At 72.6% G+C, this 20,122-nt stretch carries 15 protein-coding genes and 1 pseudogene; 10 read left to right on the forward strand and 6 right to left on the reverse strand.

Annotated features, from left to right (window positions below):
- Positions 1-533: 533 nt before the first annotated feature.
- Positions 534-1,049, forward strand: coding sequence for a M23 family metallopeptidase (locus tag ACF053_RS25790; RefSeq protein ID WP_391956149.1), 516 nt, complete (start codon positions 534-536; stop codon positions 1,047-1,049).
- A gap of 899 nt (positions 1,050-1,948) precedes the next feature.
- Here ACF053_RS25790 and ACF053_RS25795 read toward each other — a convergent pair.
- Positions 1,949-2,338, reverse strand: coding sequence for an ArsR/SmtB family transcription factor (locus tag ACF053_RS25795; RefSeq protein WP_391956150.1), 390 nt, complete (start codon positions 2,336-2,338; stop codon positions 1,949-1,951).
- A 95-nt stretch (positions 2,339-2,433) separates the two neighbouring features.
- Here ACF053_RS25795 and ACF053_RS25800 point away from each other — a divergent pair, with 95 nt between their 5' ends.
- From ACF053_RS25800 to ACF053_RS25835, 8 genes and pseudogenes are all read left to right on the forward strand, one after another.
- The gene (locus ACF053_RS25800; protein ID WP_391956151.1) at positions 2,434-4,416 is read left to right on the forward strand and encodes a heavy metal translocating P-type ATPase; all 1,983 of its coding nucleotides are present in this window, start codon (positions 2,434-2,436) and stop codon (positions 4,414-4,416) included.
- Positions 4,417-5,247: 831 nt separating this feature from the next.
- Positions 5,248-5,406: a hypothetical protein gene (locus ACF053_RS25805; RefSeq protein WP_391956152.1), complete on the forward strand. Its 159-nt coding sequence runs from the start codon at positions 5,248-5,250 to the stop codon at positions 5,404-5,406.
- 399 nt (positions 5,407-5,805) lie between these two features.
- Positions 5,806-6,834 (forward strand): LacI family DNA-binding transcriptional regulator, encoded by a 1,029-nt coding sequence (locus tag ACF053_RS25810; protein WP_391956153.1) that lies wholly within the window; start codon positions 5,806-5,808, stop codon positions 6,832-6,834.
- Positions 6,831-8,357, forward strand: a complete 1,527-nt coding sequence (locus ACF053_RS25815; RefSeq protein ID WP_391956154.1) for a sugar ABC transporter ATP-binding protein — start codon at positions 6,831-6,833, stop codon at positions 8,355-8,357. The genes ACF053_RS25810 and ACF053_RS25815 overlap by 4 nt, the downstream gene beginning before the upstream one ends.
- Positions 8,347-10,296: an ABC transporter permease/substrate-binding protein gene (locus ACF053_RS25820; RefSeq protein ID WP_391956155.1), complete on the forward strand. Its 1,950-nt coding sequence runs from the start codon at positions 8,347-8,349 to the stop codon at positions 10,294-10,296. Before ACF053_RS25815 ends, ACF053_RS25820 begins: the two co-directional genes overlap by 11 nt.
- Before the next feature lie 76 nt (positions 10,297-10,372).
- A complete protein-coding gene (locus ACF053_RS25825; RefSeq protein WP_391956156.1) occupies positions 10,373-11,275 on the forward strand; it encodes a ribokinase in 903 nt (300 codons plus the stop codon).
- Positions 11,272-11,661, forward strand: coding sequence for a D-ribose pyranase (gene rbsD, locus ACF053_RS25830; protein WP_391956157.1), 390 nt, complete (start codon positions 11,272-11,274; stop codon positions 11,659-11,661). The genes ACF053_RS25825 and rbsD overlap by 4 nt, the downstream gene beginning before the upstream one ends.
- A 242-nt stretch (positions 11,662-11,903) precedes the next feature.
- Positions 11,904-12,403, forward strand: a pseudogene (locus ACF053_RS25835) (GNAT family N-acetyltransferase).
- Positions 12,404-12,944: 541 nt separating this feature from the next.
- Here the strand turns inward: ACF053_RS25835 and ACF053_RS25840 are convergent.
- The 5 genes from ACF053_RS25840 to uppS form a co-directional block, all read right to left on the reverse strand.
- Positions 12,945-13,565, reverse strand: coding sequence for a hypothetical protein (locus ACF053_RS25840; protein ID WP_391956158.1), 621 nt, complete (start codon positions 13,563-13,565; stop codon positions 12,945-12,947).
- 365 nt (positions 13,566-13,930) lie between these two features.
- Entirely contained in the window at positions 13,931-14,998 is a 1,068-nt protein-coding gene (locus ACF053_RS25845; RefSeq protein WP_391956159.1) for a ferritin-like domain-containing protein, read from the reverse strand.
- A gap of 277 nt (positions 14,999-15,275) precedes the next feature.
- The gene (locus tag ACF053_RS25850) at positions 15,276-15,887 is read right to left on the reverse strand and encodes a lytic polysaccharide monooxygenase auxiliary activity family 9 protein (protein ID WP_391956160.1); all 612 of its coding nucleotides are present in this window, start codon (positions 15,885-15,887) and stop codon (positions 15,276-15,278) included.
- Between the two features lie 642 nt (positions 15,888-16,529).
- Positions 16,530-17,996: an oxygenase MpaB family protein gene (locus ACF053_RS25855; RefSeq protein WP_391956161.1), complete on the reverse strand. Its 1,467-nt coding sequence runs from the start codon at positions 17,994-17,996 to the stop codon at positions 16,530-16,532.
- Complete coding sequence (gene uppS, locus ACF053_RS25860; protein ID WP_391956234.1) at positions 17,993-18,679, reverse strand: polyprenyl diphosphate synthase; 687 nt, start codon at positions 18,677-18,679, stop codon at positions 17,993-17,995. Before uppS ends, ACF053_RS25855 begins: the two co-directional genes overlap by 4 nt.
- Before the next feature lie 552 nt (positions 18,680-19,231).
- Here uppS and ACF053_RS25865 point away from each other — a divergent pair.
- A complete protein-coding gene (locus tag ACF053_RS25865) occupies positions 19,232-19,900 on the forward strand; it encodes a hypothetical protein (protein WP_391956162.1) in 669 nt (222 codons plus the stop codon).
- The last annotated feature ends 222 nt before the right edge of the window (positions 19,901-20,122 follow it).

A 20,122-nucleotide genomic window follows, 5' to 3' on the forward strand; every position in this document is an offset into this window, starting at 1 on the left:
CGAGCCGTCTGATCGACCGGCCGGGCGGCCGGGCCGGGTGACCGGACGGGTGGGAACGGAGGAACGCGCGCCGGTGAACCGCCCCGCTCCGCGTGCCGTCCGCGGGGCGGCTGTGTCCCCGCGTCGGTCGGGGCGCCGCAGCCGCGTTGCCGCGTCACCGTGCCGTCCGGCCGGCCGGCCGCGCGTCACCGTGTCGGCCGGCCGGGGGTTGCCCGTGTACCAGTGGTCAGCCGGGTTCGACAGCCCGGTCGAGGTCGGCGTCCCACTCGGGCCCGGCACGCCATCGTCGTCACGTCCGTCCGGCGGCGCCCGCGGGCGTCCCCTCGCACCGGGAAGTCAGGGACGTGAGCCGTTTCGCCACCTCGGGCCCCCGTCCCCCTCCGACCCCCTCCCCCCGACAGGGTTTGCTGCATGTTCTTGCAACAGCCTTGTCCAGTGGGGCTGTTGGTGCCAATGTGGTGCAGTCTGAATCAGACCTGTCAGCGGGAGGCGCAATGCGCAACGCGAGACGACTTCTCCTCAGATTCGGCGCCATGGCAAGCTCCGCACTCACCGTCGCAGCGATCGGCCTCATCGCAGCCCCTCCGGCCGCGGCCGTCGACCACTCCTACGAACTCCCCTACCCCTCGGGTGAGTCCTACCTCGTCACCCAAGGGCCCGAGGGCACGTACTCCCACACCGGCCCGTACAACGAGTACGCCTGGGACTTCGGCTTGCCGGCGAACTACGAGGTCTCCGCCGCACAAGGCGGCACGGTGCTCGTCTCCGACTGGTCGCCGTACTGGCAGAACGGCATCGAGGTCATCATCCGCCACTCGAACGGCCAGTGCACCCACTACGCGCACCTCAACCGCGCGATCTACAACACGGGCGACTGGGTCCCGCAGGGCCGGATCATCGGCTGGTCGGGAGCCACCGGGGCGGCGAGCGGCGCGCACCTGCACTTCCAGGTCATCGACTGCAACACCCGCGTCGGAATCCCGGCCACGCTGCAAGGCTGGACGCCGCCCACCGGATCAAGACCGGTGAGCGTCAACACGCGCGCCTGACAGCGGTCCCGCCCCCGCCGGGTGCCCGGGGTGAAGAGCGACCGGAGCGGCGGGGGCGTGCCCCACCCGAACGCCGGGCTCACGTGCGCCCGGATCCGTGTGCTGAACGCGTCGTCGGGCCGTTGTGCCGGTAGCGCTCGCGTCGAACTGTCGCTTGGTGGTGCGCGCGCACGGTCTGACCAGTACCAGAAGGCGTTGTACTGGTGGCCGTCCCCGAGGGCTCGTCTGCGGCATGGATGCCCCCCGCTGTCCGGCGCTGCGGGCAGCGTCGCGGCGAGGTGATCCGCCGCATCCGTCCGGCGCCGTCCGGCCGGACCTCCCCGCCCGTCAGGTCGCCGATCACGTCCACACCGACCTCCTCGTGGAGTGCGGCCGGCAGCCCGAGGGCGCCGCACTGGTCGCCCGGACTGCCGGCGGGCAAGGCGACACCGAGACCCGTGAGGGTGCCGCTGTGCTGCTGCGTGGTACCACCGGCACGAGGGCCGCCGATGGTGGCGCGGGCGCTGTCGAAGGCCGCGTCGCCGAAGCCGATGACCGACGTGGCGGCCCCGGGGACAGCAGTGGTGCGAGTGCTGACGGCGGGGGCGAACCGAGAACGCCGGTGCGCCGGCGACGTGGTGACGGTTCATGCACCGTCAACGGATGCCCGCGCAGGTCGCATACGGCTGACGGTCCCGGCCTGCGCCTCGGGCTCGGGCGTCGGGATGCCCCCTCCGCCGTCCGCGGACCGGTCGGCGGTGTCCTCCCGGGACCCGGGTGCCCGAGGCAGGTCTCGTACGCGGCGGGCGCGGGCCGGCGGCGCGGCGGCGCGCTGGTACACGGGTCGCCAAGCGCCGCGCGCACCGCGCGGACCCCGAAGCCGGACGGCAAGCGCCGGGCGCCTGGAGTGGCGCCCGGGGTCAGGGGCCGGCCGGAGCGTCTTCGGTGACGGCTGCGGGGGTGTCGCGCAGTCCCAGGCGCAGGTGCTCGACGTGGTGGAGCGCCTGGTCGAGGAGTTCGGCGACGTGGTTGTCGTAGAGGGCGTAGATGATGGAACGGCCGTGGCGTTCGCCGGAGACCAGGCCGAGGTTGCGCAGCAGGCGGAGCTGGTGCGAGCAGGCGGACGTCTCCATGCCGACGGCCTCCGCGAGGTCGCCCACGGAGCACGGGCCTTCTTGGAGATGGGCCAGGATGCGGAGCCGGGAAGGTGTGGCGAGGGCCTGCAGGGTGGCAGCGACGTCTGCCGTGCCGACGGCCTCCAGGCGTTCCCGGGTGGTGGCACTGTCGGCGGTGTCGATTCCGTGGCCCATGGTGCCATTGTACCTGCGACACTTGAATAGCTGTTCAACTGTTCCTGTATGGTGGTGAGCCAAGCCGACCTCCGCCCGTGAAGGGTTGTTTTGTCATGTCTTCTGCCGTGGAAGAGCGCCCCCCACCCCTCACTGCCGGGCCGAGTCCGGCACTCCCGCGACGGCGTACGCGGGTCCTCGCGCTGCCGGAGGCCCGGTGGGCGCTGGCCGCGCTCGTGCTGTTCCTGATCGCGCTCCCTCTGCACCTCGCGGGAGCACCGGCCGGGCTCTGGGCGCCGCTGTACGGCGCCGTCTACCTCACGGGCGGCTGGGGACCGGGACGGGAGGGCCTGAGGGCCCTCAAGGACAGGACCCTGGACGTGGACCTGCTGATGGTGGTGGCCGCGCTCGGCGCCGCCGCCATCGGCCAGGTCCTCGACGGGGCACTGCTGATCGTCATCTTCGCCACCTCCGGGGCCTTGGAAGCCGTCGCGACGGCGCGGACCGCCGACTCCGTGCGCGGTCTGCTCGATCTCTCGCCGACGACGGCGACCCGTCTCCTGCCGGACGGCCGTGAGGAGAGCGTCGCGGCCGGCTCCCTGACCGTCGGCGACACCATCCTGGTGCGGCCCGGCGAACGGGTCGGGGCGGACGGCCGCATCCTCGACGGGGCAGGCGACGTGGACCAGGCCACCATCACCGGCGAGCCGCTGCCGGTGCCGAAACGGCCCGGGGACGAGGTGTTCGCGGGCACCGTGAACGGCACCGGTGCCCTGCGGGTGCGGGTCGAACGTGATCCGGCGGACTCGGTCATCGCGCGCATCGTGAAGATGGTCGAGGAGGCGTCCGAGACCAAGGCACCCATGCAGCTGTTCGTCGAGAAGGTGGAGCAGCGGTACTCCATCGGCATGGTCCTCGCCACGCTGGCCGTCTTCGTGGTTCCGCTCGCCTTCGGCTCCGGGCTCCAGCCCGCCCTGCTCCGGGCGATGACGTTCATGATCGTCGCCTCCCCGTGCGCGGTGGTGCTGTCCACGATGCCGCCGCTGCTCTCCGCCATCGCCAACGCCGGCCGCCACGGCGTCCTCGCGAAATCCGCCGTCGTGATGGAGCGCCTCGGTCAGGTCGACGCCGTGGCGCTGGACAAGACCGGCACGCTCACCACCGGCACGCCCCACGTCACCGACATCCGCCCCCGGTCCGGTTCCGGCCTGGACGAAGAGGGGTTGCTGGCGTTGGCCGCCGCAGCCGAACACCCCAGCGAACACCCCCTCGCCCGATCCCTCGTCCGAGCGGCTCACGAGCGCCGGCTCACCCTCGACGAGGCGTCCGGCTTCACCTCCGAACCCGGCCGGGGCGTCACCGCCGTCGTCGGCGGACACACCGTCCAGGTGGGATCTCCGGCCCGTCTCGGCCCCGTCGGCGGTGACCCGGAGACGGGCGGTGTGGTGCGGGCACTCGAAGACGAGGGCCGTACCGCCGTCCTCGTCCTGCGCGACGGCGAACCGGTCGGAGTCCTGGGCGTCGCCGACCGGCTCCGTCCCGACGCGAAGAGCACCGTGACCGCGCTGGCCGGACTGACCGGTCGACCGCCGGTCCTGCTGACCGGTGACAACGAGCGTGCCGCGCGCCGCCTCGCCGCCGAGGTCGGCATCACGGACGTCCGCGCCGGTCTGCTCCCTCAGGACAAGGTGGCCGCGGTCAGGGAGTGGGAGGCGCAGGGGCGCCGGGTGCTGGTGGTCGGTGACGGCGTCAACGACGCTCCGGCGCTGGCCGCCGCGCACGTCGGCATCGCGATGGGCAAGGCCGGCTCGGATCTCGCGCTGGAGACCGCCGACGCCGTCGTCGTCCGCGACGAACTCGCCACGATCCCCGCCGTCGTGGCCCTCTCCCGCAAGGCCCGTCGCCTCGTCGTGCAGAACCTGGCCATCGCGGCGGCGTTCATCGTCGTTCTGGTGGCCTGGGACCTGATCGGCACGCTCCCGCTGCCACTCGGTGTCGCCGGCCACGAAGGCTCCACCGTCATCGTCGGCCTCAACGGCCTGCGCCTGCTGCGAGAGCACGCCTGGACCGCTCCCGCGGCGAGCACGTCACACGAGTGAGCGCGGCGGCGGCGAGCAGCGAGGCGGCGCGCAGGCGGCGGGCGGTCACGTCATCGGGACGGCTCGGCCGGTGTGCCGGCGCGGTCGTTGCGCCGCTGCCGCTGCCGCTGCCGCTGCCGCTGCCGCTGCCGCTGCCGCTGCCGCTGCGGCGCTCGGGACCGGGGGCGGTCCGTGCGGTCCCTGCGGCCGCGGCGGGGCCGGCCGCGAGTCGTGCTGGTCCGCCCGCCCGCCCGCGCCGCCGCCACGCGGTCAGGCCGACCACGCCACCGAGACGCCTGACGGCCACACGCGTCAGGGAGGTCGCAGGCGAAGGAGGCGCTCACGGTGGAATGGGCCGCGCCGGGGGCCGGGCGGGGTCGTGGCGAGTCCGGGCGAGGGCATCGTCGGCGCGGCGGACGACAGCGGGCCGGGGGGTGCCGGCCGCACGCTCAGGGAATGCTCCGCGACCGGCTCGTCGCCCTCGTGCCCCGTGCCCCCATCGCGTCCGCGTGCCTGGACCCGGAAGCGATACCAGCCCTTGCCCGCGGTCGCGCAGTTCCCCGCCTCCTCCTCCACGTCGTCACCACCGGAACAGCCGCAGGTTCCCGCTCGTGCTGTGGATGCTCACGTCCACACGGTCTCCCACTCCGGCCCCGGCGGAGGAGGTCCCTCTGTGCACTGCGCGGTGGTGAGCGGATCCAGCCGGTGTGCGTGCCGGCGAACAGCGTGAGGTGCTCCGGGCCTCCTGCCGCCAGGCTGTTGCCCTCGCAGATCCGCACGACCGTGTCGGCGTCGTCGTACGGAGTGAGGAAGTCGTCGCCCTGCAGGTAGCACTGGCAGTACGAGACGAACATGCGCTCCGAAGTCCGCCGTGTCCCGCTGATCCGGCAGATCATGCCCTGCCCCACCGACGTCCCCGACAGCCCTGCACGGCCCGACACGCACGGCGTGATGACGGGGGAGATCGCCTTGGCTTCGATCACTCCTGACGCATGGCCGACGAGCTGGTGAAGGGCGACTGGCCGAAGGCGTGACGGCTGACCGGCAGGGACGTGACCCCCAGCGGATGGGCGAGGGCGAGCAGCTTGATCGGTGGACGGGAGACGCTCCGTCCACCGCCGCCGGAGCGGGGGAGAGGTCCTGACGGCGACGTCGACGCGCCACGACGGGATCGCCGCCCCGCTCCGAGGCCACGGTGGGGAACTGCGCATCGCACCGATCCCGGGCGGGCGCCGGCCGGCGCCCCGATCCGTCGGACCGCTCCCCGGGAGATCACGATCCGGTCAAGAGGTGCCCTGGGGGTCTTGATTCACTGGCGTGTAATCGATTCCATGCTCCCGTCGATGTAATCGATTCCACGCGTGCCCGCCCCGTGCCGGCACCACTGATCCACAAGGAGGTGGAGCGGCGATGGCCAGTATCAAGGACGTCGCAGCGGAGGCCGGCGTCTCCGTCGCCACGGTCTCGCGCGTCCTGAACGACCACCCGTCGGTCAGCGCCGACGCACGCACCCGCGTGCTGGCCGCCGTCGAGACCCTCGGCTACCGCCCGAACGCCGTCGCCCGCTCCCTGCGCACCGACCAGACCCACACCCTCGGCCTGGTCATCAGCGACGTGCTGAACCCGTACTTCACCGAACTGGCCCGCTCCGTGGAGGAGGAGGCCCGCGCGCTCGGCTACAGCGTCATCATCGGCAACGCAGACGAGCGGCCCGACCTCCAGGACCACCACGTGCGCAACCTCCTGGACCGCCGGATCGACGGCCTGCTGGTGTCCCCGACGGACGGCGGCTCGCCGCTGATGCTGGACGCCGCCCGGGCCGGGACGCCCATGGTGTTCGTGGACCGGTGGATCCCGGGCGTGGACGTGCCGGTCGTCCGGTCGGACGGGCGGGCCGCCGTACGGGACCTCGTGGCGCATCTGCACGGGCTCGGGCACCGGCGGCTCGCGATCATCGCGGGCCCGGCGGCGACCACGACCGGCCAGGAGCGCGTGGCGGCCTTCCGCGAGGCGCTCGGCGCGTACGGGCTCGACCTTCCCGACGCCTACACAGGGCAGGGCGACTTCCAGGCCGAGAGCGGCCGCCGGGTCACCGAGGGGTTCCTCGCCCTGGCCGAGCCGCCCGAGGTCGTGTTCGCTGCCGACAACCTGATGGCGCTCGGCGCACTGGACGCGGTACGGGCGCGCGGCCTGCGCGTACCGGACGACCTCGCGCTGGCCGCGTTCGACGACATCCCGTGGTTCGTGCACACCGATCCGCCGATCACGGCGATCGCCCAGCCGACGGGCGAGCTGGGCCGGGCCGCCGTACGGGCCCTGGTCGACCGCATCGAGGGACGGCCCGGCGAGTCCGTCACCCTCCCCGCCCGCCTCGTCGTGCGCCGCTCCTGCGGCGAGAACCCCGACGGGAACCCCGTGACGAACAGGAGCCAGTCGTGAGCAACACGGAAGAGTTGCTGCGCATCGAGGGCATACGCAAGACCTTCCCGGGCGTGGTGGCGCTGGACGGCGTCGACTTCGACCTGCGCCGGGGCGAGGTGCACGTGCTGCTCGGTGAGAACGGCGCGGGCAAGAGCACCCTCATCAAGATGCTCTCCGGCGCCTACACCCCCGACGCCGGACGGATCCTGGTCGGCGGCGAGGAGACGCGTGTCCAGGGCGCGCAGGACGCCGAGCGGCTCGGGATCGCCACGATCTACCAGGAGTTCAACCTCGTACCCGACCTGACGGTCGCCGAGAACATCTTCCTGGGACGCCAACCGCGCCGCTTCGGCATGATCGACCGGAAGAGGATGGAGGCGGACGCCGAAGTCCTCCTCGCACGGGTGGGCGTGAACGTGTCCCCCCGCGCGCGGGTGAGGGAACTCGGCATCGCCCGCCTGCAGATGGTCGAGATCGCCAAGGCGCTCAGCCTCGACGCGCGCGTGCTGATCATGGACGAGCCGACGGCCGTGCTCACCTCCGAGGAGGTCGACAAGCTCTTCGCGATCGTGCGCAGGCTGCGCGAGGACGGCGTCGGGATCGTCTTCATCACGCACCACCTGGAGGAGATCGCCGCCCTGGGCGACCGGGTGACGGTCATCCGGGACGGGAAGAGCGTCGGGCAGGTCCCGGCCGCCACGCCCGAGGACGAACTCGTACGGCTCATGGTCGGCCGCTCCATCGAGCAGCAGTACCCGCGCGAACGGGCCGACCGCGGCGCCGCGCTGCTGTCCGTCGAGGGGCTCACCCGGGACGGCGTCTTCCACGACGTCAGCTTCGAGGTGCGCGCCGGCGAGGTCGTCGGCATCGCGGGGCTCGTCGGAGCCGGCCGTACCGAGGTCGTACGGGCGGTCTTCGGGGCCGACGCGTACGACCGGGGCACCGTGAAGGTCGCCGGCACCCCGATCGCCAAGGACGACGTCAACGCGGCGATGACCGCCGGCATCGGGCTCGTCCCGGAGGACCGCAAGGGGCAGGGCCTGGTGCTCGACGCGTCGGTCGAGGAGAACCTCGGCCTGGTGACGCTGCGGTCGGCCACGCGCGCCGGGCTCGTCGACCTCAAGGGCCAGCGCGAGGCCGCCGCGCGGATCGCCGGGCAGCTCGGCGTGCGGATGGCCGGACTCGGTCAGCACGTGCGGACGCTCTCCGGCGGCAACCAGCAGAAGGTCGTCATCGGCAAGTGGCTGCTCGCCGACACCAAGGTGCTCATCCTCGACGAGCCGACGCGCGGCATCGACGTCGGCGCCAAGGTCGAGATCTACCAGCTCGTCAACGAACTCACCGCCGCCGGCGCGGCCGTCCTGATGATCTCCAGCGACCTTCCCGAGGTGCTCGGCATGAGCGACCGGGTGCTGGTGATGGCCCAGGGCCGGATCGCCGGCGAACTCTCCGCCGAAGAGGCGACCCAGGACGCCGTGATGGCACTCGCCGTCAGCACTCCCACCAGCACGACCGGAACGGAGGCCTCCCGTGGCCACTGACACGCTCAAGAGCACGACGGGCGCGGGCGGCGCCTCGGGGGGCCTGCGCCGCCTCCTGCTCGACAACGGCGCACTCACCGCGCTCATCGTCCTCGTCATCGCGATGTCGGCGCTGTCCGGTGACTTCCTCACGACGGACAACCTCCTCAACGTCGGCGTCCAGGCGGCCGTGACCGCCATCCTCGCCTTCGGCGTGACCTTCGTGATCGTCTCGGCGGGCATCGACCTGTCGGTCGGCTCGGTCGCCGCGCTGTCGGCCACGGTCCTCGCCTGGAGCGCCACCTCGGCGGGCGTCCCGGTCTTCCTCGCCGTGCTCCTCGCCGTGGCGACGGGCATCGTCTGCGGCCTGGTCAACGGCATCCTGATCTCCTACGGCAAGCTGCCGCCGTTCATCGCGACGCTGGCCATGCTGTCCGTGGCCCGCGGCCTGTCCCTCGTCATCTCCGAGGGCTCCCCGATCGCCTTCCCCGACTCCGTCTCCCACCTCGGGGACACGCTCGGCGGGTGGCTGCCCGTGCCGGTGCTGGTGATGGCCGTCATGGGCCTGATCGCCGCCTTCGTCCTCGGCCGGACGTACATCGGCCGCTCCATGTACGCGATCGGCGGCAACGAGGAGGCCGCCCGGCTGTCCGGCCTGCGCGTGAAGAAGCAGAAGCTCGCCATCTACGCCTTCTCCGGCCTCTTCGCCGCCGTCGCCGGTGTCGTGCTCGCCGCCCGGCTGTCCTCCGCGCAGCCGCAGGCCGCCGACGGCTACGAACTGGACGCGATCGCCGCCGTCGTCATCGGCGGCGCCTCCCTCGCGGGCGGTACGGGCAAGGCGTCCGGCACACTGATCGGCGCGCTGATCCTGGCCGTGCTGCGCAACGGGCTGAACCTGCTGAACGTCTCCGCGTTCTGGCAGCAGGTCGTCATCGGTGTCGTCATCGCGCTGGCGGTGCTGCTCGACACCGCCCGCCGCAAGGCCGGCGCGACGCCGGCCCCGGCCGGCACGGGTGGCGACAAGGGCAGGCAGGCGGCGACGTACGCGCTCGCGGCCGTCGTCACCGTCGCGATCGTCGGCGCCACGTCCTTCCTGCACAACGGCTCCTCCGCCACGAGCGGCCCGAGGATGGGCCTGTCGCTGTCCACCCTCAACAACCCCTTCTTCGTGCAGATCCGGGCCGGCGCCGAGGCCGAGGCGAAGAAGCGGGGTGTGGACCTGACCGTCACGGACGCCCAGAACGACGCCTCCCAGCAGGCCAACCAGCTGCAGAACTTCACCAGTGCCGGCCTCGACGCGATCATCGTCAACCCGGTCGACTCGGACGCGGCCGGCAACTCGGTGAACGCGGCCGGCAAGGCGAAGATCCCGGTCATCGCGGTCGACCGGGGCGTCAACAAGGCTCCGGTGGACACGCTCGTCGCCTCCGACAACGTCGCCGGCGGTGAACTCGCCGCCAGGACCATCGCCGAGAAGCTGGGCGGCAAGGGCAAGATCGTGATCCTGCAGGGCCAGGCAGGCACCTCCGCCGCCCGTGAGCGCGGTCAGGGCTTCGCCAACGGCCTCAAGGCCTACCCCGGCATCCGGGTCGTGGCCCAGCAGCCCGCCGACTTCGACCGCACCAAGGGCCTCGACGTGATGTCGAACCTTCTCCAGGCCCACCCGGACGTCCAGGGCGTCATCGCGGCGAACGACGAGATGGCCCTCGGCGCGATCAAGGCGCTGGGCTCCAGGGCCGGCACGTCGGTCTCGGTGGTCGGCTTCGACGGCACGCCTGACGGTCTCAACGCGGTCGGGGGCGGCACGCTGTACGCGTCCGTGGCGCAGCAGCCGTCCCAGCTCGGCAGGATCGCCGTGGACAACGCCCTGAAGGCGCTCCAGGGCAAGGAGGTCGAGGAGACGGTGAAGGTGCCCGTGAAGGTGGTCACGAAGGAGAACGTGGCCGGCTTCACCGGCTGACATCGGGGAACGGCCGGGCGGTCCTCCACCACTGGTGGGACCGCCCGGCCCTGTCACTCACAAGGGGAGACAACGCATGTACGACTACGACCTCCTGGTCGTGGGCTCGGCCAACGCCGACCTGGTGATCGGAGTGGAACGCCGGCCCGCTGCCGGCGAGACCGTGCTCGGCTCCGACCTGGCCGTCCATCCGGGCGGCAAGGGCGCGAACCAGGCGGTCGCCGCCGCCAGGCTCGGTGCCCGTACGGCCCTGCTGGTCCGGGTCGGCGACGACGCGCACGGCCGGCTGCTGCTGGACTCGCAGCGTGACGCCGGCGTCGACACGGTGGGCGTCGTGGTGGGCGGTGCGCCGACCGGCGTCGCGCTGATCACGGTCGACCCGTCCGGGGACAACAGCATCGTCGTCTCGCCGGGCGCGAACGGCCGGCTGGCCCCGCAGGACGTACGGGCCGCGGCAAGCCTGTTCCAGGGCACCCGGGTGGTCTCGGCGCAGTTGGAGATCCCGCTGGAGACCGTCGTGGAGGTCGTGCGGAACCTGGCGCCGGGCAGCCGCTTCGTCCTCAACCCCTCACCGCCGCGCCCCCTGCCGCCGGAGGTGCTGGCGGCCTGCGACCCGCTGATCGTCAACGAGCACGAGGCGAAGGTGATCCTGGGCGGCTCCGCCGTCGGGGACGCTCCCGAGGACTGGGCGCGGAACCTGCTGGCGAAGGGGCCGCGGTCGGTGGTGGTGACGCTGGGCTCGCAGGGCGCGCTGGTGGCGTCGGCGGAGGGCGTCAGCCGTGTCGCGTCCGTGGAGGTGGACGCCGTGGACACGACGGGCGCGGGCGACGCGTTCACGGCCGCGCTGGCCTACCGGCTCGGTGCGGGCGAGTCCCTGGTCCAGGCGGCGGCGTACGCGGCCCGGGTCGGAGCGGCGACGGTGACGAAGGAGGGCGCGCAGGCGTCCTTCCCGACGGCGGCGGAGGTCGCCGCCCGGTGAAGAGGACCGGAATACTCAACCGCCACCTCGCCGGCGCGCTGGCCGAACTGGGCCACGGACACGAGGTGCTGGTGTGCGACGCGGGCATGCCCATACCGGACGGCCCGCGTGTGGTGGACCTGGCCTTCCGGGCCGGGGTGCCGGCGTTCGCGGAGGTACTGGAGGGGCTGCTGGCGGAGCTCGTCGTCGAGGGTGCGACGGCGGCGGAGGAGGTACGGCGGGCGAATCCGCAGGCGGCGAAGCTGCTGGACGGCTGCTTTCCCGCGCTGGAACTCGTCCCGCACGAGCGCCTCAAGGAGCTGTCGGCGAGGGCCCGGCTGGTCGTCCGCACGGGCGAGGCACGGCCGTACGCGAACGTGCTCCTGCGCTGCGGCGTCTTCTTCTGAGACCACCGGGCTCGCCCCGCCGCGCCCGGGCCCGGGCGGGCGTGGTCGCGCCCGTCCGGCCGGCACCCGGGCCCGGTTGCCGCATCGCACCAGCCCTCGCCGCGGTCCCGCCCTCGGGGACCCGATGCCCGCCCTGCCTGCCGACCCGTCGACGACGCGCCACCTCGGCCCGGCGGACGTACGGGAGGTCCGCGCGTGATCGGTGCCGTGCGACGATCGCGCGTGAACCCGAGGAGGAACCAGTGCAGTTGCGCGAGGTCTCACCCGGCGACGTCGATGTCCACGTCCGGATGCGGTGCGATCCCGTCATGATGGCGGGCCTCGGTGGGCCGCTGCCGCGTGAGGGGATGACGGACAAGGTCCGCCGGGACACCGAGCAGGCGAGCGCCGACCTCGCCTGGATCAAGATGATCGTCCCCGACCCCGCCACCCCTGAGAAGGTGGCCGGGACGGTGACCCTCTGGTCCCATGACGCCGGCCACGGCGAGGACGACGGACCACTGTCGGAGATCGGCTGGATGGCCCTTCCGGAGTTCCAGAGGCAAGGATGGGGCAAGCGTGCCGTCCGCGCCCTCCTGGAGCAGGCCCGGGACCGGAACCGCTGGGGAGTGGTGCACGCCTTCCCGGCCACGACCAACGCCGCGTCGAACGGCATCTGCCGCTCAGTCGGCTTCCGCTCTTCGCCGGCCGGGCCTTCAAGGCCAACCACTGGACCGTCGACCCCAGGAGGGACCCGGCCTGACGACGCCCTGCGCGCCGTGGGGTGCCGGTGCCGCCTCCGGCGCCGCGGCGAGGGGGCACGCGGCAGGGGACCGCGGGCTTCCCCATCCCGGCGCTCACGGACGGGCCGGCCCGTCCGCTGCCGGGCGTCGGCGCCGAGGCCCGGCACGCGTTCGCCACCGCGCCGGAACCGGCGGCCCGCATGAGCACCGGGATGCCGGGGTGTCGGGATGCCGGGGCGCCGGCCACCGCCACCGGCCGGTCGGAGAGGACGGCGCACTCACGGCAGGTTCCGGCCCGGACGGTCCCACTGGCGTCGCCGCCACCAAGCCCGGTGCGAGCCGGCCACCACTGCGGTCAGCCCCCGATCTGCCTGAGCGCACCCGCGCCCGTGAGCAGCGGATCCCCAGGCGCGGTCCCGCGTCACGCGACGAGCGGGTGGGCGGCGACGGCGCCCGCCCCGGGCCACGGCCGCGGTCCCGGCCGCTCGGTCCCCGGGTGGAACGCCGTCGTCTCGAACGCGGACGTGTCCCCACGCCGTCCCACGGACCCCGCCCGCGGCATCAGTACGCCCGGGGGCCGTCCGGGGTGGCGCGCATCGGCTGCGGGTAGTACACCTGCCCGTCCTTCATCACCTGCTGGCAGGTGTACGGGGTGGGCCCCATGGGCACCGCGACGGCCTCGGGGATGTCGTTGCACCGGATGTGGGCCAAGGAGTCACCGCCGTTGCCGAAGATGATCCGCTGGACGCCCTCCTTCGAGATGATGCCCTTGCGGGGTGTCGCCGTGAACTCCACGTAGTTCTCCGACCAGCCCGGCTTGTCGCCGATGGCGACGTCCCACTCCACTTCCGCGCCCTTGTAGCTGGACGTGCAGACGACCGTGGTGCCCTTCTTCGAGCCCACGTCCGCCGGGCACTTGGCGGTGACCTCACCCGTGGCGTTCGCCAGGGTGAGGGTCTTCTTGCGGAGCTCGTACTCCAGGTTCGCCGCGAACGGCGCGTCAGCGGCCGGTGACGGCTGCAGTTCGCCCTCCGGCTTGGGAGCCGGACGGTCCAGCTTGTGCGGGAGCCGGCTGACGGATGGCTCCGGCTTGGCGCTCTTCGTCTCGGAGCCTCCACACCCGGCGGCCAGCACGCCGACGCTCAGCACGCCGCCCACGATTGCCATGATCTTCATACGCATGATCGAAAGGGTAGTGCGCCGAGGTGGGGCGCCCACGGCGCGGGCCGTGCCTCAGGGCCGGCGCCCGCTGCCGCCGATCGTCGTTCCCGTCCGGACCGCTGTCCGGCGCCCGCTCCGCCGTCTGTCCCACGTCGGTCCTTCGCCGGGGAACCCCGCCGGCCGTCGGATTGTCGGCCCTCGTCCCTCTTCGCGGGCCGGTCAGCGGGTGAGCACGTGACCGTCGTGGGGGGGGGCGGTGGTCGCGGGAGCGGCGCAGGTCGGTGGTGACGTAGGTGCGTTGCAGCCAGCGGTCCGACCTCACAACCGCTCGGTGGTACGACCGGCTGCGCGCCGGACCGAGGTGTACTCGTCACCCTTGGGTGTGTTCACGGCCCCTCGACGTACAGGAACTCCGGGCCGTACGTCCTGCCGCTTCCGTCGGGCAGTTCCCGCTCCATCAGGGCCCGCGCCTTGGGGCCCATCTGGAACATGTGGCCCACGGCCTTCCCCACCTCGGCCTTGGCCGCGTTCGGGTCATCCGTCTGCCACGCCTTCTCCAGCGCCCGCAGCATCGAGCTGAACTCCCTGTTGAACAGGTCGAGGGCCTGCTGGACCTCGGGACCGGGCGCGTTCTCGCCGCCGTTGACCCACCCGCCTCGCGGAACCCTGCCCATGGGGTGGGCCGGGGGGAAGGGCACCTCGTCACCCGTGAAGTCCCACATGTCCGGGGATTCCGAGACCTTGACCAGCTTCCTGCCGTGGAAGAGCTCCCGGAACGCGTAGAAGTGCGCCAGCTCCCCTTCCTTGCCGGGGAAGGGGTTCTCGGGTGAGGCGGAGGTGCCCTCGCCCTGTTCCTTGATGACCTCGATGGCGCCGCGCACCCTCTCGATGCTGTCGAGCGGGAGGATGTCGTTGCCCTGTCCGTGATGGGTCATGGAGTAGGCGAGCTGCCGGGTGCCCCTGATCAGGTGCTGGTGCGCCTCGAACGCCTCCTCCACCGCGGTGTAGAAGGCTCCGATCGAGGTGAAGGTCTCGAACTCGGCCACGGGGTGGTCCGGGCGCTCGATCTCGGAGAACATCTCGACCGAGTCCTTGCTCAGGCCCTCCAGGAACACGGTCAGTTCGGGCCGTACGCCACCGGGCAGCGGGTACTCGTACTTCGGCGCCACGTTCGGGTCGGCGAGGATCGGAGAGCCACCGATGGTGGTGAGCATGTTGCACACCAGCCCCATGTGGCTCATCTCGTCGAAGATGACCCTCCGGATGGTGTCGTAGACCGGCCCCGAGCCCTCCTTGATCGACCACATGGCACTCGCATAAGGGCCGATGGTCGCGATCTCCACCATGATCGCCTGTTGCAGGGCGTCCTTGAGCCAGGCCTCGTCGCGGTCCACGGGGCGGACCTCCATCAGTTCGACGATGGCGTTGCTCTCGTATGCGAGAACTGTGGTCATGGCATGCCCTTCGGGTTCACTGGTGGACTGCGTTCGGGTGTGGTGTGCGCCAGGTCCGCTTGCGGGTGGCGCCGATCCGTTGCCGTGTGCGTGCCGGGCCGGTGACGCGCGTACAGACGACCAGGGGGTTCCCGGGGGGAACCGCCGCGCGAGATGCCGGCGGTCGCCTGGACGCTCGGGTCACCGGCCGGGCATTCGGCCGTATCGGTACGTCCCGGGCGGGTCGCGCGGGACGCGGGGCTGCCTGCCGGCGGCGGGCAGGTGCTCCGGGTGGGGCCTACCGCGTGAAGTTCACGTCGATGACCTGGTAGAAGGCGTGGCCGGTGTCGGCGACCTCCCACACGCCGAGGATCACGTGATAGCCGGAACGCGCCGGCAGCTTGATCGTGTGCGGCTTGTCGAGGTTCGGGTCATGGGGGGCCTCCGGCATCTCCCAGTGCGGGATGTCGCCGTACGGCTTGTACGTCGCGAACGGCACGGGCTCGAACTGGTCGCGGCTCAGCGGCGCCGCGGGGTCCCAGCCCTCCTTGGTCACGAAGTAGTTGAAGCGACGTGTCCGGTGCTTCATCGTGAAGTTCCACTGGAACGGAACCTCAGCGCCTGACTGCAGGTCGTTCTTGGGCCAGTCGCGCACCTCGTCGAGCCTGGCCGCCGCCGGCTCGCTTCCGCCACTGGCGATCCGGCCGTCCGGCGGCACCGGCTTGGGTCCGCTGGGGGTGTCCGTCGGCACCTCCGGGTCGGCCATCCCGACCTGGGTCGCCGGGAAGAACTTGCCCGCTTCCAGCCCGCTGGACGGCCAGCCGCCGTTGAAGGCGATGTCCGCCCGGGAGCGCGGGTGCGTCATCCACCCGTGCCGTGGAGCGGCCTCCACGCGATCTTCCGTGGCCATGTCTTTCTCCGTTCTCCGTCGATGCGTTGGGCATCGGTGGTGTCCGCTCACGAGGCGGCGAGGCGCGCGGCGTCAGAGCGGCCGCTTCGCCACGGCGTGAGCGCGAGGTCACCGAATGCTACTCTCCGTACATGGAATTTTTACGGAGCGTGACCAAAAGGGGAGTGTCGTCGGCCTCCGGAGTGCTGGCCGAGCCGGGCCGGGGGAGCGTGCACCGATGCTCGCGCTGCTGCGCCGACCGCCTCCCCCGCGGAGCCGTCCGGTTGCCGCGCGGTCTGCTTCGGGCCGTCGACCCGTTCGGCGACTACCGGGCGTTTTCGGGGTAGGCGGGCGCCATGTTCTTCTTCAGTAACCGGGTCGGCTGTCTGGGTTCGCTGCTCATCAGCGTGACGGCGACCGCCATCCTGTACATGATCTTGGCACGCTGATCCGGCTGCTCGGCTCCGGCTCCGACGGCCTGTCGATCGCAGCCCTCGGCCGGCCCCCGCCGTGCGGCGGCCTGCCGGGGCTGTCCGGCCCGAGCCCGGCCGGCTGGCGCCGGGACCGCCCACGATGGCGCACGAAGGTGAGGGATGCGAGTGCCGTCATGCCTCCGGCACTGCGGGGGATCTCGGACCGCGTGGACGACCTGCCGGACAGGACCTAGGCGTCGGCGAGGAGGGGGTCGTACGGGGTGCTCGTGCGGCGGCCCGACATGAAGGACACGAAGTCGCCCACGAAGGCGTTCCGGCCGTAGGCGCCGTCGGTGACGGTGAGGTCGCGGTGGAAGGCGGTGCGGAACAGGGCCCGGTACTCGTCCGCGTCGATGCTCCCGCTGCCGTCCCTGTCGGTGGCGTCGAAGAGCACCTCGGCGACGCGGATGAGTGCGGGGCCGGCGAGGGAGGGGACGGCGGCGGCGTACTCGTCGGCGCTGACGCGGCCGTCGCCGTCCGTGTCCAGGGCGGCCTGGAGTTCGCGCCACCAGGCGGCGAAGGCGTCGTAGAGCCGGGTCTCCTCGGGTTCGTCCAGGTCGAGGCGGGTGGAGAGCTCACGGGCCATGGCGGCGAGGTCGGGCCAGTCGAGGTGGCCGTCGCCGGTCTGGTCCAGCACCTGGCGGAAGAACGCCTCCGCCGAGCGTCGGGCCTCTCCCGTGCCCGCTGAGGGTGCCGGGTCGGGGCGGAGGTCGGCGTCGCCCAGTGGGGTGAGGAGGCGGAGCAGGGCCGAGGCCCGCTTCATGCGGGCGCGCAGGGCGGCGACCGTACGGGCGCGAGGGTCGTCGCTGCCGGGCGAGAGGGAGAGGGCGTCGATGATGCTCTCGGCGTTGATCCAGCCCTCGGGCAGGAAGCGGGCGAGCCCGGCCGCGAGGTAGGCGCCCTGCATGAGGGTCGGGGCGCCGGGCATCTCCGGCAGACCCGCTCGGCGCCGGTACGGCTCGGGGAGCGAGGCGACGGTGATCGCGCCGAGGAGCGGTCCGGCGACGGCCCGGCCGGCCGCCCACAGCGTCGGCGCGCCGTCGAGCAGCGCCGGGGCGGGCAGGTGGTCGAAGAGACGGTAGAGGATGATGCGGACCGCCTCGGTGTTCTCCAGCTCGTCCACGACGACCCGGTCGAAGTACCGCCAGAAGTCATGGAGGTCCTCCGGGAGTTCGCCGGCGTCGCCGTCGAGCGCGGCGAGGTACGCGCGGTACTCGGCGTACATCCGCTCCATCGTGTCCTGGTCGAGCGGCTGGCCGCTCAGCCTGCACATGGTGACGGCGCTCTCGAAGAGGGTGGCGACCACCCAGGCGCGGACCTCGCGGTCCATCGCGTCGTAGGCGCGGCCGCGGGAGTCGGAGCCGCTCATGCGCGCGTGCAGCCGGTTGAGCCGGGCGGCCTCCCGCTCGCGCACCGCCGGGTCGCTGCCGAACATGCGCCGCATGCTGAGGAAGGTGTTGCGCAGCCGGCGCCAGGGATGGGCGACGAAGGTGGAGTTGTCGACGAGGGCGGCACCGATCTGCGGGTGAGCGGCCTCCAGCACGGTGGCGCGGATCACGGCCAGCGCCCAGCGCGGGTCGTCGAAGAAGGTGGCGAACTGTGATCCCGGGCCGAACAGGGGCGGCTCGTCGGCGGTTCCCGTGGTTCCGATGGTCATGCTGGGTCTCCGTTCGTCCAGGGCGGCACGCCGCCGAAGCGGCGGTCGCGGCGCCGGTAGGTGTGCAGGCAGGCGAGGAAGTCGGGGGCCCGGAAGTCCGGCCAGAGCACCTCGGGGAAGACCCACTCGGCGTAGGCGACCTGCCAGAGCATGAAATTGGAGATGCGCTGCTCGCCGGAGGTGCGGATGACGAGGTCCACGTCGGGGGTGTCGGGGAACGGCAGGTGGTCGGCGAAGAGCCGCTCGGTCACCTCGTCGGCGGGCGTCCCGCTGCGGATCAGCGACCTCGCGGCCTCGACGATGTCCCGGCGCCCGCCGTGGTCGAAGGCGACGGTCAGCGTCATCCCCCGGTTGTCGGCGGTCAGCGTCGTCAGGTCGTCGAAGTCCCGGGCCAGTCCCCGGGGGATGCGAGGGTCGGCGACCCCGAGGAAGCGGCAGCGGATACCGCGGGCGAGGAGCAGCGGCGCGTGCTTCCGTACGACCCGGCGGACCAGCCGCATCAGGTAGTCGACCTCGGTGCCGGGACGGTTCCAGTTCTCGGTGGAGAAGGCGTACAGGCTGAGCCACTCGACGCCGGCGGTGCGGGCCGCCTCGATGATGTCGATGACGGTGGTCTCGGCCGCCTGGTGGCCCGCCGTGCGGGGGAGCGAACGCTGCTGCGCCCAGCGGCCGTTGCCGTCCATCACGCAGGCCACGTGCCGCGGCACCGCGCGCGCCGGTCCGTCGTCCCGCTGCTCGCCGGGCCCGTCACCGCACTGCCGCCCGTCCGGCCGGTCCTCGGTCGCCACGCGTGCGCGCGGGACGCCGTGGTCCGTCACACCTGACCCCGTCCCGACCGGAGCGGCAGGACCGGTCGTACCGCGTTCGGCCACGCTCACCCCCTCTCGCCCGTCCCCCTCGCCCACGCGTCGCCCGGGCGCTCCTTCGGGGAGTCTGGCAGTCCCAAAGGGCCTGACCGGCCGAAACAAGTGACCGTCACCCTTGGTCCGTACGTCCGAGTCCCTCGTGTCGGCACCGGGCAGCCGGCAGGGACGGGCGCAACCGGCCCGCCGGCTGGGAGCGGCGCTCCCTGGTGTGGGCGTGCGGGCTTGGTGGGGCGCGATGAGCCCACACGGTCGTTCGTGAGGCGCGGCAGGAAACCGACCGGGGCAGGGCCTCCGGAGGTCTCCCGCGCGGCGAATGAGATCATGAGGGCCGGAAACGCCGCCGTGCGGCGACGCGGGGGAGGACAGAGCGTGGCCCAGGGGCGGATGACGTACAACGTGCGGTACGGGACGCCCTTGCCGGTCGTCGTCCGCAACGGCGACGGCACGGGGCGCGAAGGGGATGCCACCGTCGGACTGCTCCACCGCGTGCCCGGTGGCCACGGGGGCGCCGCGCACCCTTCCACCCGTACCTTCGACATCCTCGATGTGGGCCGGACCGTGATCGCCCGGGTGTCGACGGAGGAGACAGGCTCGCCCGTGAGCGGACGTCCCGCCGTGTACCGCGTCGACGACCCATACGGCGTCCCGCTGGGTCGGATCACGTACCGGCGCGGACTCGCCCTGCGTGGCGCCCGCGCGCGCTGGACCGTCGAGTCGGTGACCGGACACTCCGTGCGCGGTTTCCGTGGGCGCCTGTTCTGGTGGGTGGTGTGGTGGCCTGTCGGTCTGCCGGTGAGCCTGGTGTGGCTGGTCCTGTCCCTGCTCGGCGAGGGCGACGACGCCTTCGGCAAGCCGCGCAGGGTGATCTGGCGTGACTCCTCACGCAGGGCGAGCCTCGTCTTCCGGGGAGTCGCGGACGAGTACCGGGTCCTCGACGGGAGCTGGGACCCTCGGCTGGTGGCCGCGCTGCTCGGGCTGCACCAGTCGTACGACCCGTCGGAAGGCAGCGGCGAGAACGGCTGGTACGCGCGACCCTGAGCCAGGACCAAGGGCTTGACCACGGGCTGGGGGAAGCCCGCCCCGTTCCCCGCCACCCAGCCCCGGACCGCCTGGTTTCCCACCTCCGCCGTACCACCGTCCCTCGCGCCGCCACCGTCCCTCGCGCCGGCACTGTCCGTCGCGCCGCCACCGTCCGTTGCGGGCCGCCTGTCCGTTCCCAGGGCCGCCTGCCGCCGGAAGCGATCCGGGTGCCCCGCAGTG

Origin of the sequence: Streptomyces kanasensis (assembly GCF_043077165.1) — a bacterium.
In the GTDB taxonomy this organism is placed as follows: Bacteria; Actinomycetota; Actinomycetes; order Streptomycetales; family Streptomycetaceae; genus Streptomyces; species Streptomyces changanensis.